General features: G+C 66.9%; 12 protein-coding genes and 1 tRNA gene. 6 read left to right on the top strand and 7 right to left on the bottom strand.

Features of this window, described 5'->3' with window-relative positions:
• Positions 1-36: 36 nt before the first annotated feature.
• The gene (locus ACFRJ8_RS18395) at positions 37-687 is read left to right on the top strand and encodes a hypothetical protein (RefSeq protein WP_377987683.1); all 651 of its coding nucleotides are present in this window, start codon (positions 37-39) and stop codon (positions 685-687) included.
• Between the two features lie 229 nt (positions 688-916).
• On the opposite strand, the gene ACFRJ8_RS18400 is transcribed toward ACFRJ8_RS18395, so the two are convergent.
• Complete coding sequence (locus tag ACFRJ8_RS18400; protein ID WP_377987685.1) at positions 917-1,939, bottom strand: tol-pal system YbgF family protein; 1,023 nt, start codon at positions 1,937-1,939, stop codon at positions 917-919.
• 217 nt (positions 1,940-2,156) lie between these two features.
• Between ACFRJ8_RS18400 and ACFRJ8_RS18405 the strand changes: the two genes are divergently transcribed.
• Positions 2,157-2,306, top strand: a complete 150-nt coding sequence (locus ACFRJ8_RS18405; protein ID WP_377987686.1) for a hypothetical protein — start codon at positions 2,157-2,159, stop codon at positions 2,304-2,306.
• Positions 2,307-2,400: 94 nt separating this feature from the next.
• On the opposite strand, the gene ACFRJ8_RS18410 is transcribed toward ACFRJ8_RS18405, so the two are convergent.
• Genes ACFRJ8_RS18410 through ACFRJ8_RS18420 form a run of 3 tightly spaced genes read right to left on the bottom strand, consistent with a single transcriptional unit; the run spans position 2,401 to position 6,831 of the window.
• Positions 2,401-3,933: a putative bifunctional diguanylate cyclase/phosphodiesterase gene (locus tag ACFRJ8_RS18410; protein ID WP_377987688.1), complete on the bottom strand. Its 1,533-nt coding sequence runs from the start codon at positions 3,931-3,933 to the stop codon at positions 2,401-2,403.
• On the bottom strand, positions 3,923-4,489 hold the full coding sequence (locus ACFRJ8_RS18415) for a hypothetical protein (RefSeq protein ID WP_377987689.1): 567 nt from the start codon (positions 4,487-4,489) through the stop codon (positions 3,923-3,925). Before ACFRJ8_RS18415 ends, ACFRJ8_RS18410 begins: the two co-directional genes overlap by 11 nt.
• Positions 4,486-6,831, bottom strand: coding sequence for a glycosyltransferase family 2 protein (locus ACFRJ8_RS18420; RefSeq protein WP_377987691.1), 2,346 nt, complete (start codon positions 6,829-6,831; stop codon positions 4,486-4,488). Before ACFRJ8_RS18420 ends, ACFRJ8_RS18415 begins: the two co-directional genes overlap by 4 nt.
• 206 nt (positions 6,832-7,037) lie before the next feature.
• Between ACFRJ8_RS18420 and ACFRJ8_RS18425 the strand changes: the two genes are divergently transcribed.
• On the top strand, positions 7,038-8,639 hold the full coding sequence (locus ACFRJ8_RS18425; RefSeq protein ID WP_377987692.1) for a chitinase: 1,602 nt from the start codon (positions 7,038-7,040) through the stop codon (positions 8,637-8,639).
• Between the two features lie 125 nt (positions 8,640-8,764).
• Here the strand turns inward: ACFRJ8_RS18425 and ACFRJ8_RS18430 are convergent, their stop codons facing one another.
• The gene (locus ACFRJ8_RS18430; RefSeq protein WP_377987693.1) at positions 8,765-9,538 is read right to left on the bottom strand and encodes a DUF998 domain-containing protein; all 774 of its coding nucleotides are present in this window, start codon (positions 9,536-9,538) and stop codon (positions 8,765-8,767) included.
• An 87-nt stretch (positions 9,539-9,625) separates the two neighbouring features.
• On the opposite strand from ACFRJ8_RS18430, the gene ACFRJ8_RS18435 reads away from it, so the two are divergent.
• The 3 genes from ACFRJ8_RS18435 to ACFRJ8_RS18445 all read left to right on the top strand — a co-directional run bounded on the left by ACFRJ8_RS18435 (position 9,626) and on the right by ACFRJ8_RS18445 (position 10,703).
• A tRNA-Arg gene (locus ACFRJ8_RS18435) sits at positions 9,626-9,698 on the top strand.
• Between the two features lies 1 nt (position 9,699).
• Complete coding sequence (locus tag ACFRJ8_RS18440; protein ID WP_377987695.1) at positions 9,700-10,296, top strand: DUF6314 family protein; 597 nt, start codon at positions 9,700-9,702, stop codon at positions 10,294-10,296.
• Positions 10,293-10,703, top strand: coding sequence for an NUDIX domain-containing protein (locus ACFRJ8_RS18445; RefSeq protein WP_377987697.1), 411 nt, complete (start codon positions 10,293-10,295; stop codon positions 10,701-10,703). Before ACFRJ8_RS18440 ends, ACFRJ8_RS18445 begins: the two co-directional genes overlap by 4 nt.
• 78 nt (positions 10,704-10,781) lie before the next feature.
• Here ACFRJ8_RS18445 and ACFRJ8_RS18450 read toward each other — a convergent pair whose 3' ends face one another.
• Together ACFRJ8_RS18450 and ACFRJ8_RS18455 are read right to left on the bottom strand one after the other, a co-directional pair.
• Positions 10,782-12,692, bottom strand: coding sequence for an ABC transporter ATP-binding protein (locus ACFRJ8_RS18450; protein WP_377987699.1), 1,911 nt, complete (start codon positions 12,690-12,692; stop codon positions 10,782-10,784).
• A complete protein-coding gene (locus tag ACFRJ8_RS18455; RefSeq protein ID WP_377987701.1) occupies positions 12,689-14,356 on the bottom strand; it encodes an ABC-F family ATP-binding cassette domain-containing protein in 1,668 nt (555 codons plus the stop codon). Before ACFRJ8_RS18455 ends, ACFRJ8_RS18450 begins: the two co-directional genes overlap by 4 nt.
• Between the last annotated feature and the right edge of the window lie 92 nt (positions 14,357-14,448).

A 14,448-nucleotide genomic window follows, 5' to 3' on the forward strand; every position in this document is an offset into this window, starting at 1 on the left:
GCAGGGCGGCCTTGCCTGTCGGGCGATAATGGAGCCATGGCCAAGACACCCGCGCAGCGGATCAAAAAGCACGGCGCTAACGCGGCGGTTCCCCAACACCACCTCCCCCCGGTGATCAATCCGAGCACCAACCGGACACCGCAGAAGGCACAGAGCAACAGCAATCTGATTGTGATCGCCGGCGTCGTGGCCAGCTTGTTCCTGTTCTGGTATCTGCACCTGCTCACCCTCAACCAGCTGACGCAGTTGTCGGGCGGGCTGCCAATGCCGGACTCGTTGGTCGGGGGCTTCGACCAGGGATTCGCGGAGCAGTTGCGCGCGGCCATGGACGCCGACGCCAAGGGCCAGCTTAACTACGTCCACAAGACGGCCGGCATGCTCTTTCCGCTGATCTTTGGCTTCACCTGGCTGCTGCTCATCGGAACCAATGTGGCCCGGAAATCCCTGCGCTGGGCACTGTGGTCGCTGCCACTGCTCTTCGCGGCGGTCAGGCTGTGGGGCAACACGGTGATCGATGCAATGATGTCCGCCAGCACCCTCGACGGCGGCCAGGTCGCCCTGGCATCCATGCTGACCGTGGCCGGCTGGGCACTCCTGGCACTGAGCCTCGTCGCCGGCGGTGCGGCCGTCCTCCTAGGTCGCAAGGCCGCCGCGGCTTCACCTGCCGCGGGACATGTCCAGCCTTAGTCGCAGGCGTTGGATTCCTCCCTCGCACCCGGCCGTGCGAGGGGCATGTCCAGTCCTGACCGCCTGCGGAGCGCAGGTCCATCCACGCGGGCGAGGGGCATGTCCAGTCCCTGACGCCAAAGGTAGGGCGGCCCCACCTCAACCCCAGACTGGGCACCGCCACCCACCCGTGCGAGGGGCATGTCCAGTCCTTAACGCCAGCGAAGGGCATGTCCACGCCAGCGGAGGGTCAGGGCACGTCCGTTAGGAATTCAAGGGCCTGCTCCGCACGCTGCGGGGCACCTGCCTTTTCAAACTGGTCGGCGGCCTCCAGCAGAGAGTTCCTGGCCTCGGCCGAGTTTCCCAAGGCGGCGTGGGAGCGGCCCAGAAGGAGATACGCCTCGCCCAGTATTTGCGGCGACGTCTTTTCGGGGACCGGGAAAATCTCATCAAGAGTATCGACCGCCGATTTCTGATCCCCCGCCAGGAAATTCCAGTGGCCGCGGTTCAGTTTGAGCAATATGTGATCTTCTTCGGTGCCGCCAATGACGTCGGTGGCGAGTTCCGCACGTTCAATACAGCGCAGCGTGTCCGCATCCGCAACGTCGGCGGCGAGCCGCATGGCGGCGGAGGCCTTGTTGAATTTGGCCCATACATTGAGGTTTCGAGCCGGTGAAAAGGTGCCGGCCGCGAGCTCGTGATAATGCAGCCCCTCGGCAACTTTGCTGCAAAGAAACGCGACATTACCGATGACCCAGTACGCTTTGCCCACCAATTGGTCATCGACTTCGCCCGAAATGACATCGGCCATAATGAGGCTTTCCGCCCATGCCTCGTCCAGCCTTCCGCTGTCGGCGAGAGCGGCGATGAGCGCCTGGCGGGCTTTGACTGCGATCTCGACGTCGTCCTCGCCGTTCATGAGGTCCGCTGCGATTCTGGCCTCGTCGGCAGCCTCTTCGAGCAGACCCATGCCCCGGCGGGTCAGGGCCAGGAGGATGTGCACCTGAGCCTGGAGCTGCCGGTTCCCGTCCTGGGGTTCCGCAATCAACGTGCCGGCAAGTTCAGCACAGGCTTCAATGTCTCCGGCGGCAATGAGGCTCTCGGCCCGGAACAACGTCATGTGCCACCACGAAGTCGAATCACCTTCGGCACTGGCAATGTCTGCCGCCGCCTGTGCGGCATTCGCGGCCTCGCGGAAGTCGTGGTTGGACCGGTGTTCGCGCGCCTGCAGCTCTGCAGCGGCGTACGAGGGTGAAACGGAGCTTTGTTGCATGTCTCAATTATCCGTTGCCGCGGGAGCGGAAACGAACAAACCGCGCAAGCAAGACCTGCGCAATATTCACTCAGGACTTCCGCAGCTTCGCGCGAATAACACGAAACCATTCATAGCGGAACGAATCGTTATACAACGGCGTGTCGTTTGGCCCTATACTAAATCTGCACCACATGTCACATGAGTCACATCAGCCTCTTACGTATCAGGAGTCCTAATGAAGAAGACCCTTGCAACACTCCTCGTCGCCGGTGCGCTGGCCGCCGCTGGTCTGTCTGCCTCCGCAGCGATCTCTGCTGCAGCTGACACCTCCGGACAGAGCACGGTCGCCGCTATCGGCTGGTGGCCGGACTCCATCAAGAAGTAACGGAGACTCCATTGACAGGCGGCGGGTGTCGGAATTGGTTCCGACACCCGCCGTCGTTTTCTTACTTCCGAAAATAAAACATCAAGAGCCGGCACTAAGAACCGAATTTGCCCCGGCCGATCAACGCCATAATCTCCGCCGCCGGGGCCGGCCGGCCGAAATAATAGCCCTGGCCACTGCCGCAGCCCATCTCCCGGAGCACGTCGGCCTGCTCGGCCGTCTCGATGCCCTCGGCCAGCGCCTTGAGACCGCAGGCGTGGATCAGATGCAGCACGGCGGCCACGAAGTCCCGCTGTTCCTTATCGTCGCCCAGGCCGCTGATCAGGCTCCGGTCGATCTTGACCACGTTCACGGGCAGCTTGCGCAGGTAGCTGATGGAGGAATAGCCAGTCCCGAAGTCATCGATCTCGAGCTGCACGCCGAGGCGCCGCAGGCCGTTGAGCGAATACTGGTCCACGTCCCCGCCGTTGACGGCCATGGACTCCGTCAGCTCCACGATCAGGTTTGATGCATCCACACCGGTTTCCCTGAGAATGTCGCGCACGTGTTCGATCAGTTCGAGATTTTGAAGCTCGGTGGTGGAGATGTTGACGCGGACGTTGAACGTGCCGTCCACCTGCTGTTCCTGCTGCCATTTGCGCAATTGACGCACGGCGTTGCGCAGCACCCAATGGCCCAGGTCAACGATCATGCCGGTTTCCTCGGCCAGGGGAATGAACTGGTCCGGCATCAGAAGACCACGCTCCGGGTGGTTCCAACGGACCAGCGCCTCGACGCCCTCGACCCGGCCCGAGGCGAGGTCCACCACCGGCTGGTAGTGCAGGGTCAGCTGGTCCTGCAGGATGGCTTCGCGCATTTCCGTAATCATGACGCTCTGCAGCCGGCGGGCGTACAGCAGGGCTGGTTCGAAGACTTTGATGCTGCTGTGCGGCTGTGCCTTGGCCGCGTACATCGCCGTGTCGGCCTCCATGACCAGATCGTCAACGGACTGGCCGGGTTCCGCGATCCGCAGGCCGATGCTCGTTCCGCAGGTGATTTTCAGGTCCCCGACGTCGAGGCTCTCGCTGAGCGCCGTGAGGATCCTGTTCGCCACCCTCCGTGCCCGGACCAGATTGGACTTCGGCAGCATGACGGCGAATTCGTCGCCGCCGAGGCGCGCCACCGTATCGGTTTCGCGGACGGCGTTCTGGAGCCGGCGTGCGATGACCCGCAGGACGTCGTCGCCGGCGCTGTGCCCCAGGGTGTCGTTAATGCCCTTGAAGGAATCGAGATCGAGGATCAGCAGTGCCGGCGGCATCTCGCCGCGCGAGGACTCCGCCAGGGCATGGCTCAGGACCGAGTTCAGCGCCGTCCGGTTGGCGAGTTGAGTCAGGGGGTCGGTGAGCGCCATGCGTTCGAGTTCCACCTGCGCCGCTCGCAGCATGGCGGTGCGGCTTTCGACCCGGTCCTCCAGCTCCTGATAGATGGTCTGCAGGTCATCGGCCATCAGGTTGATGCCGGCAATGACGGCGGCGACGTCGTCCCGCGCCCCGGAATGCGGGATCCTGGTGCTCAGATCGCCCCCGGCGATCCGCACGATGCCTTCCACGAGGGCGTGCAGCCTGGGGTCCGGCGCCTCATTCTTCACGGATATGCTGCCTTAGCCATTCGACGGCCGCGGACTCTGAGGTGAAGAACTGCGCGGGGATCGTCTCGCTTCTGGATCGCAGCAGATAGTGGGCAATGACCCGGTCCACCGGGCTCTCGCCTACCAGCGCGAACGCTGACGCCGCGATGGAACCGCTGTAGACCTGCCGCGCCTCCATGCTGACACCGACGACGCCGGTGATCACCAAGAGCACCGGCATCCGCCGTCCAGCGGCGAGGGAACGCACGGTTTCACCCGCGATGCGCGCCTCTGGACCCTCGATCTCCTGGTTGGCGGGCAGCAGGACCTCGATGATTCCGCCGTCGATCATCCGGACGCCGATGGCACGGCTGGCGAGGCCATCCGCGAAGGCCCCGTCGATCGCCCGGGCCGCTGCCGCGGCCGCCGCCCCCAGGACGGCGCCGGCAACGGCGCCCGCTGCGGTGCCAGCCGCCGCGCCGGCTGCCTTCTCCGGCAACGCCGCGCCGGCTGCCTGGTCCGACAGCCGGCCCTCCGGCAGCCGTTCGTCCGGCCCGGCCAGGGCCTCGAGCGTCATCGGACCGCAATCCGACGGCGGCGGTCCGCGGAGCCCCGGAGGTCACGGTTCAGCCGTCGGTCGCCGTGATAGAGAATCGTTTCCCAGTCGACTTCCTCTGCAGTCTTGGCAATCACTGGGCTCTCCTGCACTTTCTTGGGCCGGGGACTGACATATAGCCAGTTAACCATCCCGAGGAAGACATCCACAGCGGAGTTGAAGACGCCGATGTAGGCCCGGATCGCGCCCGCGGCCAGGACGGCGTTGACGGTGGCGAAGGCCACGTTGCCCCAGTTCCCCACTTGCGCGTCGCGCCAGACGGTCAGCAACGAGAAGGCGACGATCGCGTACGGCGTGAGGACGTAGATTGCCGGGGCCGCGGTGCGGTCCTTGACCTTGGGCGTGCGGGCGAAGGGAATCTTGTCACCGGTAACTGCCTGTTGCAGCGACTTCAGCACGCCCGCCAGGTTGACCGGCAGCAGCACGAGGTTGAAGCCGTAGATCCGGAGGATGTCGCTGAAGCGGTGCCCGCAGTCGCGCAGGTCGCTGCCCATGGCGAGGAAGTACGGCAAGGCCGCGAGGAACACGATCGGGCTCAGCAGCCGGCTGTCGTAGGGGTATGCCAGGAGGAAGACGAGGCCGAAGCTTGCCCAAGCGATGGACGCCATGTAGTTCACCCGGAGCAGCACCTCGCGGAACAGGATCGCGCGGCGCTCGGACCTGTGCTGCCGGAGCTGGACCCACAGCTTGGGCAGGATCAGCAGGCCGCCATTTGCCCAGCGCCGGCGCTGGACCACGAGGGAGCCGAAGTCCGGGGGCGTGGCGCTGTAGCTGAGCCGTTCCGGATAGTTCACCAGGGTCCAGCCGTGCTGGCCGAGGTCGATGCTGGACTCGGTGTCCTCGATGACGGTCCGGTCCTGGATGTAGGTCCGGATCTCGAAGCCGCCAGTGGTCTCCACCTCCACGATGTCCTCCAGGGCGCGCTTGCGGATGACGGCGTTGGCGCCCACCCAGAAGGTCGCACCGTAGTAGCTCATGCCCTGGTGGAGGATGTGCTGGAGGTCGGTGGTGGCTCCGGCGACCCGCTCGATGCGGGTGGGGGCGCCGCGGAACGAAGAATACGGCGTCTGGGTCACCGCGACGCGCTCGTTCCCGGCCGATTCCAGGAAGTAGACCAGCCGGAGGCAGTAGTCGCGCAGAAGCAGCGAATCGGCGTCGAGCGTCAACAGATAGGTCGTGTCACGGACCTCCATGATCTCGCCGTCCGTGGCAGGAACGACGCCGTCCGCCACCTTGCGCAGGACCACGCCGTCGGCGGTGGTTTCCTTGTGCCAGGTGTGGCCCATCAGCGAAATGTAGGCGTTGAGGTTCATGGCCTTGTTCGCCTCGTGTGACAGGCTGGCGTACTTCTTGCGTTCGAACGTTTCGGTGGAGACGTTGAAGATCCAGGTCAGCCGGAGGTACAGCTCTTCGATCCGCGAGCGTGGCGGCGAGGTCTGCTGGGCCAGTGCGCCGTTCAGCCCCAGGAGCACGAGCCTCAGCTCGCGGGCCAGGCCCATCAGGACGAGGTCGACAAAGAATTCGTCGACGTGGTCCTCGACTGTTTCGCCGGCGGCCATCGATTCAAGCCATGCGGCGGCTGCCTCGTATTCGGCGATCAGCAGAGCCACCTCGGCCTCCTGGCCGGGTCCGTCCGACTTGTCCCGGCGCCGGAAATCGGCAAGGGCAGTATTGAAACGGGCGGCCGGGACGCGGAGCGCTTCGGCAATCTCCGCGGTCAACGCACGGGTTTTGTCCAGCCGGGCCGCATCGCCGAGATCCGAGGGGTGCGGCGGGTCATCGAGGAGCAGGACCACTTTGAGATCCGGGAACTCTTGCAGAGCCGCGGACCACAGCGTGGCTCGCACCACCTGGGGTTCTTCCGCATACGAGGGCACCAACACCGTGATGCCCTCGGCATACTCGGCGAAGTGCCGGTCCAGCTCGCCGCGCGGCACCCTGGCGTGGTCGCGGAACCGATAAAGGGCCCCCTGCCGGGCCAGGAGATACATGAGGGCAGAAAACGTCAGGAATGTTACGACGACAAGATAGGAAACCGTCTCAAACTGAAACCTGAATCCAGCATTGGGGTTGTCAGCGAGCTCTTTCAAAATTGTCGAAATGACGTAGGTTATCCAGGCGGCCAGCGTCGTGAGAATTCCCAACCGGCCAAGGATTATTTTGCGCCGCGACGGTCTCGGATGAACAATGGACAGCGGCTCGGAACGCCGCTCGGCCCCCCATTGACGGCGCCGGACCGCACCCTTTTGTTCGGTGATAACGCTTTCCGCTTCTACGCGCGGCAAGACAAGCTGATCTGGCATTAGTCCCCATAAGACTGCAAAGTCGGCAGATTGGCGCGCGCCTACGGCAAAACCCGCACGCCGCACCGGAATGTTCCGGTGAGTGCCCTTATGATAATGCAAGGTCAGACGCTTGCCGGACATCAGACACCCCGGAAATTACACAGGCTTATACCGGCAGCGGGCGTATGCCCGGCTGTCCAACTAAAGACGCACAAGGGGGCCCTGTGTCCGAACGATTCCCAGGCCGCAAACTATCGCCAGTCCGGCTGGGCGCGCTCATTGGCGCCGTGGCGGCTGCCGGCGCCAGTGGCGTGGTTGCGTGGGGCAACTTCCAGGATGTAAGGGCGGCCGAGGCCATTCCGTCCGTTTTCTCCGGATATGTGGACGTCACGGCCACCCCGCGGTACGCCTTCGAGGCCCCGGTCTCCAAGGAAGCCCAAAACGTCGTGCTCTCCTTCGTTGTCGCCGACCCCAACGATCCGTGCGCGCCTTCCTGGGGCGCCGCCTACTCGCTCCCCGAGGCCGCGTCCTCGCTGGACTTGGACCGGCGCGTGGCACGCCTTCAGCAACTCGGCGGCTCCGTGGCCGTGTCCTTCGGCGGTCTGACCAACCAGGAACTGGCCGTGAGCTGCACAGATCCTGCCAAGCTGAAGGCGGCCTACGGCACCGTCGTCGACCGCTACAACGTCAGCAACATCGATCTGGACGTGGAAGGCGAGGCCCTTTCCAACGCGGCAGCCCTGGAACGGCGGTCCACCGCCGTCGCCGCGCTCCAGAAGGACCGCCAGCGCGACGGCAAGTCCCTGAGTGTCTGGCTGACCCTGCCGGCGGATCCCAACGGCCTCACGGCGGCGGGCACGGACGCCGTGAAGCGGATGATTGCCGCAGGCGTCGACCTCGCCGGAGTGAACGCCATGACCATGGACTACGGCGGGAGCAAGTTGCCGGGCCGGTCCATGTTTGAGAACGCGGCGTCCGCCGCGGAAGCCACTCACCGGCAGTTGACCGGTTTGTACCAGGCGGCCGGCAGCGAACTCGGCAGCGAAACCGTATGGCGCAAGGTCGGCCTGACGCCGATGATCGGCCAGAACGACGTCGCCGGCGAAATTTTCACACTCAAGGACGCGCAGGAGCTCAGCGCGTACACAAGCGCCCACGGAATCGGCCGGCTTTCCATGTGGTCCCTGAACCGTGACCGCACCTGCAGCCAGAACTTCCCCGACCTCACGAAGGTCTCCGATGGCTGCAGCGGCGTGGATCAGGGGAGCTCATCCTTCGCCTCGATCCTCGGCGCGGGCGTCATGGCCAGCTCGTCGGCGGCCCCGGCCGCTGCGCCTGCCCAGACCCCGGCCCCGGCCGTCAGCGACAACCCCTCCACCAGCCCGTATCCGGTGTGGTCAGAGAACACCGCCTACGCCGCTGGCGAGCGGATCGTGTGGCATTCAAACGTGTACGAGGCCAAATGGTGGACCCGCGCCGACACCCCGGATGATCCCGTACTCCAAGGCACCGCGACTCCCTGGCGCATCATTGGTCCGGTCCTGGCCGCAGACAGGCCGACGCCGCAGCTGACGGCACCGGCCGGGACGGCCCCGGCGTGGCAGCCGGCCAAGGTCTATCGCAAGGGCGACCGGGTGCTGTTCGAAGGCCGGGTCTTCGAAGCAAAATGGTGGACCCAAACCGACAGCCCCGAGGCTGCGCTGCAGGGATCGCCGGAGTCGCCGTGGTCCAAGCTGCGGGACGAGGAACTCATGAAGATCATGGCCAAGGCGACGGCGACTGCTGCACCTGCTCCCAGCGCGACGGCATCCGCGCCGGCTCCGTAACGGCCCCGGTTCCATTCGGCAAACGTCGGCGGGCCTGCGCCAGCGGGCCTGCTGACGCGCGTCGGGCCCAGGGCGGGCCCGGGGACGCCCCGTCAGGCCCCGGGCCCGGGGCCTGGGGGCCGGACTCAGCGGGCCTGGGCCCGCGCGAGCTTGCGTACTGCGCGTTCGTGCTGGATCCGCTGGGCGACGACGAGGCCGGCTGCGGCGATGCCAAGCGTTATGGGGTAGCCCATGAGCCGCTCCAGGGTGCCTGGTTCCGGCACGTGCATGCCCGTCAGCCCGCCCGCAATGAGCGCCGCCAGGGACACGGCGCCGCAGGCCAGGACGAACCATCCGAGCGGCGTCTGCCGCAGCCAAAGCAAGCCGAGGACCATGAGCGCCAGGGCCCCGGCCGCGAAGTACATCAGGGCGCCGGCCACATGCCAGCCCGATCCCGTGTCTTCTGGCACCAGTCCCACGATGATCGTTCCTGCCCCGGCGGTGCCGGTCAGGAGCCGGGCGGCGGCCGCTGCCACCACCCCCGCGCCCCAGCGCGCCCGGCCCTGCCTGATTGGCACGCCGGGCCGCGCGGCACAGCACATAAGCGCCGAGCCGAGCAGGAGGGCGCCGACCACCATGCCGAGGCCCTGGACCACAAAGGACGCGTTCATCAGCAGATGCGCGGGCGAGCAGACGTCCCGGCCGTCGAATTCCCCGCACGCCAGGGCTCCGAGGTCGCTGATGTAGCCGGTGCGGCGGCTGTATGGTTCCGCTCCCGCCCAGGCGCCGATCACAGCCGCCTCCGCCACGAAATACTGCAGCACGCTCAGCTTCGCCAGGGCCCCGACGTAAAACCGGGTGGCGGCCACATCCGGGTAGTAGAGGGCTCCGGTGGAAAGCTCGGTGGTTCCTGCAGTCATGCCAAGAGCGTAGTACGCGCGCTCACCTTGTATGCTTATATCCGTGTCCGACCGGACCGGCCCCTGGCCGCCCGCACGCGGATGCCCGCCCTCGTAGCTCAGTGGATAGAGCACGGCTCTCCTAAAGCCGGTGTCGTTGGTTCGATTCCAATCGAGGGCACTTGAACATTCCTGCCCCGGACGAAACCCCGGACACGGGCCCGGGCTTTGACCTCCGCGCCTACCTGCGCGGCTCCTGGTCCGTCGCCCGCACCCTGCTGGACCGCAGCACCGGGACCAGCGGAACCTTCACCGGCGTCGTCCGCTTTACTGCGCACGACGACGGCGGTCTGTTGTGGCGTGAAGAGGGCACCGTGCGCTGGGCATCCTTGGGCGGGGCATCCGTGGGCGGCGCGCCGTTCACCGGGCCGGCGAGCCGGGAGTACCTGTTGCGGCCGGCGGACACGCCCGATGTCCTGGACGTGTATTTCCCGGACGGCCGGCCGTTCCACCGCATGGGCTTCGCCGGGCAAGCCAACCGAGACGAGCACTGGTGCGATCCTGACACGTACCGCGTGACGTACAGGTTCCTCGGGCCGGACGAATGCGGCTACCGGTGGGACGTGACCGGACCCGCCAAGGACCAGCTGCTGGATTCCGTCCTGCACCGGCTGGAAGCAGGACCAGGCCCGGCACCCGGCGCATCGCACGATGCAGTACTCGGTGCACTACTCGATGCAGCACTAGAGGCTGCTTCGGACGCAAGGCGGGCGGAGTGAACCCGCGCATAGTCGTTTCTGCCGTCTGCGTCTTCGATCGCTCCGGACGCCTCCTGACCGTCCGCAAACGGGGCACGGACAAGTTCATGCATCCCGGCGGCAAACCCGAGCCGGGCGAAACGCCTGCCAAGGCGGCGGCCCGTGAGCTCCAGGAAGAAGTCGGGATCGTGCTGGCCCCGGACCGGCTGGACCTGCTGGGCTGCTGGCTGGCGGACGCCGCCAACGAGGCGGCCACCCAGATTGAGGCCACCGTCTTCACAGCCCCCGGGGTGTGGAGCGCCCGGCCGTCGGCGGAAATCGCCGAGATCCGCTGGCTGGACCTCGCAGCCGAGCTGCCCGGCGACCTCGCCCCGCTGCTGACGGACCATGTGCTGCCAGCCCTGTCCGCCAAACCGTCAGCGGGCTAAGACCGGCACCGCACGGGCCGCAAACACGGCCCCAGCCACGGGCCCCCAACCATCGCGGTCTGGAGCACCCCAGCCCGGTTACCCGGGCACAGCCTCCTCGGCGACCGCGCTGGCCTCGGAGAACTGCGTCCGGTACAGCTCCGCATAGCGGCCCTCGGCGGCGAGGAGCTCCCGGTGGGTGCCGCGCTCCATGATCGAGCCGTCCTCCACCACGAGGATCGCGTCCGCTGCGCGGATTGTCGAGAGCCGGTGCGCGATCACGACGGCGGTGCGGCCCTCCAGCGCGGCGCCCAGTGCCTCCTGGACGGCGGCCTCGTTGGTGGAGTCCAGCGCGGCGGTGGCCTCGTCCAGGATGACCACCCGTGGCTGCGCGATGAGCAGCCGGGCGATCGTCAGGCGTTGCCGCTCGCCGCCGGAGAGCCGGTAGCCGCGCTCCCCCACCACGGTGTCCAGGCCATCGGGCAGGGAACGGATCATGTCTTCGAGCCGGGCGCGCCGCAGCGCATCCCACATCTGCTCCTCAGTGGCCTCGGGGCGGGCCAGGCGCAGGTTGGAGGCGATGCTCTCGTGGAACAGGTGACCGTCCTGCGTCACCATGCCGAGGGTCGCGCGCATCGAGTCGAACGTGAGGTCGCGGACGTCCACGTCGGTGCCGGGCGTGGTGCCGCCGAAGCGGATGGCGCCCGAGTCGACGTCGTACAGGCGCGAGAGGAGCTGCGCGATGGTGGACTTGCCCGCTCCCGAGGAACCGACGAGAGCCACCGTCTGCCCCGGCTCTACCCGGAAGCTGACGCCGTGCAGAACTTCCTCGCCGCCGCGGGTGTCCAGGGTCAGGACGTCCTCCAGGGACGCGAGCGAGACCTTCTCCGCCGAGGGGTAGGCGAACCGGACGTTCTCGAACTCCACCGAGAGCGGACCCGGCGGGGAGGCCACGGCGTCCGGCTTCTGCTGGATGAGCGGCTTGAGGTCCAGGATCTCAAAGACGCGCTCGAAGCTGACCAGGGCGCTCATGACTTCCACCCGTGCGCTCGACAGTGCCGTGAGCGGCGCGTACAGACGGGTGAGCAGCAGCGCGAGCACCACGACGTCGCCCGCGGCCAGTTGCCCGGCGAGGGCCAGCGAGCCGCCCAGTCCGTAGACCAGCGCCAGGGCCAGGGCTGAGACCAGCGTCAGCGCCGTGACGAAGGTGAACTGCAGCATGGCGGTGCGGACGCCGATGTCCCGGACCCGGCCTGCCCGGAGGGCGAACTCGCGGGATTCCTCGTCGGGGCGGCCGAAGAGCTTGACCAAGGTGGCACCGGGCGCGGAGAAGCGCTCGGTCATCTGGGTACCCATCGTGGCGTTGTGTTCGGCGGCTTCGCGCCGCAGATCGGCCAGTTTGGAGCCCATGCGGCGGGCCGGGATCAGGAAGATCGGCAGCAGGATCATGGCGAGCACCGTCACGAGCCACGACTTGTTCAGCATGACCGCGAGGGTCAGCGCCAGGGCCACGACATTGCTGACCACGCCGGAGAGCGTGCCGGCGAAGGCCGACTGCGCCCCGATGACGTCGTTGTTCAGCCGGCTGACCAGCGCCCCCGTCCGGGTCCTGGTGAAGAAGGCGATCGGCATCTTCTGGACGTGGTCGAAGACCTTGGTGCGCAGGTCCACGATCACGCCTTCGCCGATCGTGGAGGACAGCCAGCGCGTTACGAGGCCCAGCCCCGCCTCGGCCACGGCGACGATGGCGATCAGGACAGCAAGCCAGATCACCGTTCCGGTATCCGCATGGGCGATGATCTCGTCAACCACCTGCCCGGCGAGGACCGGGGTGGCGACAGCCAGGAAGGCCATCACGATGGACAGCAGCACGAACGCGATCAGCTTGCCGCGGTGGGGGCGGGCGAAACTAAAGACGCGCTTCAGCGTCTCCTTGGAGAACGGCTTGGACCCGCTGGAGGCGCGGGTGATGTTGTAGAGGGAACTCCAGGCGACCCGGTCCATGCTCATTTGGTGTTGCCTTTCGCGGCATCTGCGTGCAGTTCGGTGACGACGCCGTTCGTGACGTTCCAGCGTGCGTCGAGGCGGACGTTTTCCAGCAGCCGGCGGTCGTGGGTGACCAGCAGCAGCGCGCCGTCGTAACTGTCGAGGGCTTCCTCGAGCTGTTCAATGGCCGGCAGATCGAGGTGGTTGGTGGGTTCGTCCAGCACCAGCAGGTTGACGCCCCGGGCCTGCAGCAGCGCCAGGGCCGCCCGGGTCCGCTCCCCCGGTGAGAGGGAGTCGACGGACCGGTTGGTGTGATCGGCTTTGAGGCCGAACTTGGCCAGCAGGGTGCGGACCTCCGCCGGGGTCTGCTCCGTCAGTACGGCTTCGACGGCGTCTGACAGCAGCAGCTCACCGGCCAGCAGGCCGCGCACCTGGTCGATCTCCCCGACGGCCACGGACGCACCCATGGAGGCGTCACCGGAGTCGGGCCGCTGGACGCCGAGCAGGAGCCGGAGGAGGGTGGATTTGCCGGCGCCGTTGGGGCCCGTGATCCCGATCCGCTCCCCCGCGTTCAGCTGCAGGTTCACCGGGCCCAGGGTGAAGTCGCCCTGCTGTGCGACGGCGTCGCGCAGGGTGGCCACGACGGCGCTGGAGCGGGGGGCCGCCCCGATGCTGAACTGCAGCTGCCATTCCTTGCGCGGCTCTTCAACTTCTTCCAGCCGCGCGATGCGGGACTCCATCTGCCGGACCTTCTGGCCCTGCTTCTCGGAGGACTCGGTGCTGGCGGCGCGCCGGATCTTGTCATTGTCCGGGTTTTTCTTCATGGCGTTCCGGACGCCTTGGGAGCTCCATTCGCGCTGTGTGCGGGCCCGGGAAACCAGGTCGGCCTTGGTGTTGGCGTACTCCTCGAAGCGTTCCCGGGCGTGCCGGCGGGCGACGGCGCGTTCCTCCAGGTAAGCCTCGTAGCCGCCGTCGTAGACCGCCACCGAGTTCTGGGCGAGGTCCAGTTCCACAATGGTGGTGACGCAGCGCGCCAGGAACTCGCGGTCATGCGAGACCAGGACGGCGCCGCCGCGGAGGCCCTGCACGAAGGCCTCCAGCTTGGCCAGGCCGTTCAGGTCCAGGTCATTGGTGGGTTCGTCCAGGAGCACGATGTCGAACCGGCTCAGTAGCAGGGCGGCGAGCGCCACGCGGGCCGCCTGGCCACCGGAGAGCCCGGTCATTTCGGCGCCGGGCCCCACCTCGAGGCCAAGGTCCGCCAGCACGGGCGGGATGCGGTCCTCCAGGTCGGCGGCGCCGGAGGCCATCCAGCGGTCGAAGGCCAGCGAGTAGGCGTCATCGGAGCCGGGTGCGCCGGAGCCCAGCGCCTCTGCGGTGGACTCCATCTCCAGGGTGGCCTGCGCGCAGCCTGTGCGCCTGGCGATATATTCGCCGACGGTTTCGCCGGCAATCCGTTCGTGTTCCTGCGGCAGCCAGCCCACGAAGGCGTCGGAGGGGGCCAGGCTGACGGTGCCTACCTGCGGATCGTCGACGCCGGCCAGCAGTCGCAGCAGGGTGGATTTGCCGGCACCATTGGCGCCCACGACGCCGACGACGTCACCGGGCGCTACGGTCAGGGACAGCTTTGAGAAGAGTGTGCGGTGATCGTGACCACCGGAAAGGTCCTTGGCAACAAGGGTTGCAGTCATTAGTTAATCCTCTCACTGCGGCCCAAACGGACCGCCCCGACGGGCAGAACCCGCCCGTCCCGGCGGGCCGAAAACCAGCCGGGCATAGAAGA

This window comes from Arthrobacter sp. NPDC056886 (assembly GCF_042788715.1).
GTDB lineage: Bacteria > Actinomycetota > Actinomycetes > Actinomycetales > Micrococcaceae > Arthrobacter.

What these genes read in the sequence shown, in the direction of transcription:
- ACFRJ8_RS18395 (WP_377987683.1), top strand. Translation starts at nt 37, where the DNA reads ATGGCCAAGACACCCGCGCAGCGGATCAAAAAGCACGGCGCTAACGCG.
- ACFRJ8_RS18400 (WP_377987685.1), bottom strand. Translation starts at nt 1,939, where the DNA reads ATGCAACAAAGCTCCGTTTCACCCTCGTACGCCGCTGCAGAGCTGCAG.
- ACFRJ8_RS18405 (WP_377987686.1), top strand. Translation starts at nt 2,157, where the DNA reads ATGAAGAAGACCCTTGCAACACTCCTCGTCGCCGGTGCGCTGGCCGCC.
- ACFRJ8_RS18415 (WP_377987689.1), bottom strand. Translation starts at nt 4,489, where the DNA reads ATGACGCTCGAGGCCCTGGCCGGGCCGGACGAACGGCTGCCGGAGGGC.
- ACFRJ8_RS18420 (WP_377987691.1), bottom strand. Translation starts at nt 6,831, where the DNA reads ATGCCAGATCAGCTTGTCTTGCCGCGCGTAGAAGCGGAAAGCGTTATC.
- ACFRJ8_RS18430 (WP_377987693.1), bottom strand. Translation starts at nt 9,538, where the DNA reads ATGACTGCAGGAACCACCGAGCTTTCCACCGGAGCCCTCTACTACCCG.
- ACFRJ8_RS18450 (WP_377987699.1), bottom strand. Translation starts at nt 12,692, where the DNA reads ATGAGCATGGACCGGGTCGCCTGGAGTTCCCTCTACAACATCACCCGC.
- ACFRJ8_RS18455 (WP_377987701.1), bottom strand. Translation starts at nt 14,356, where the DNA reads ATGACTGCAACCCTTGTTGCCAAGGACCTTTCCGGTGGTCACGATCAC.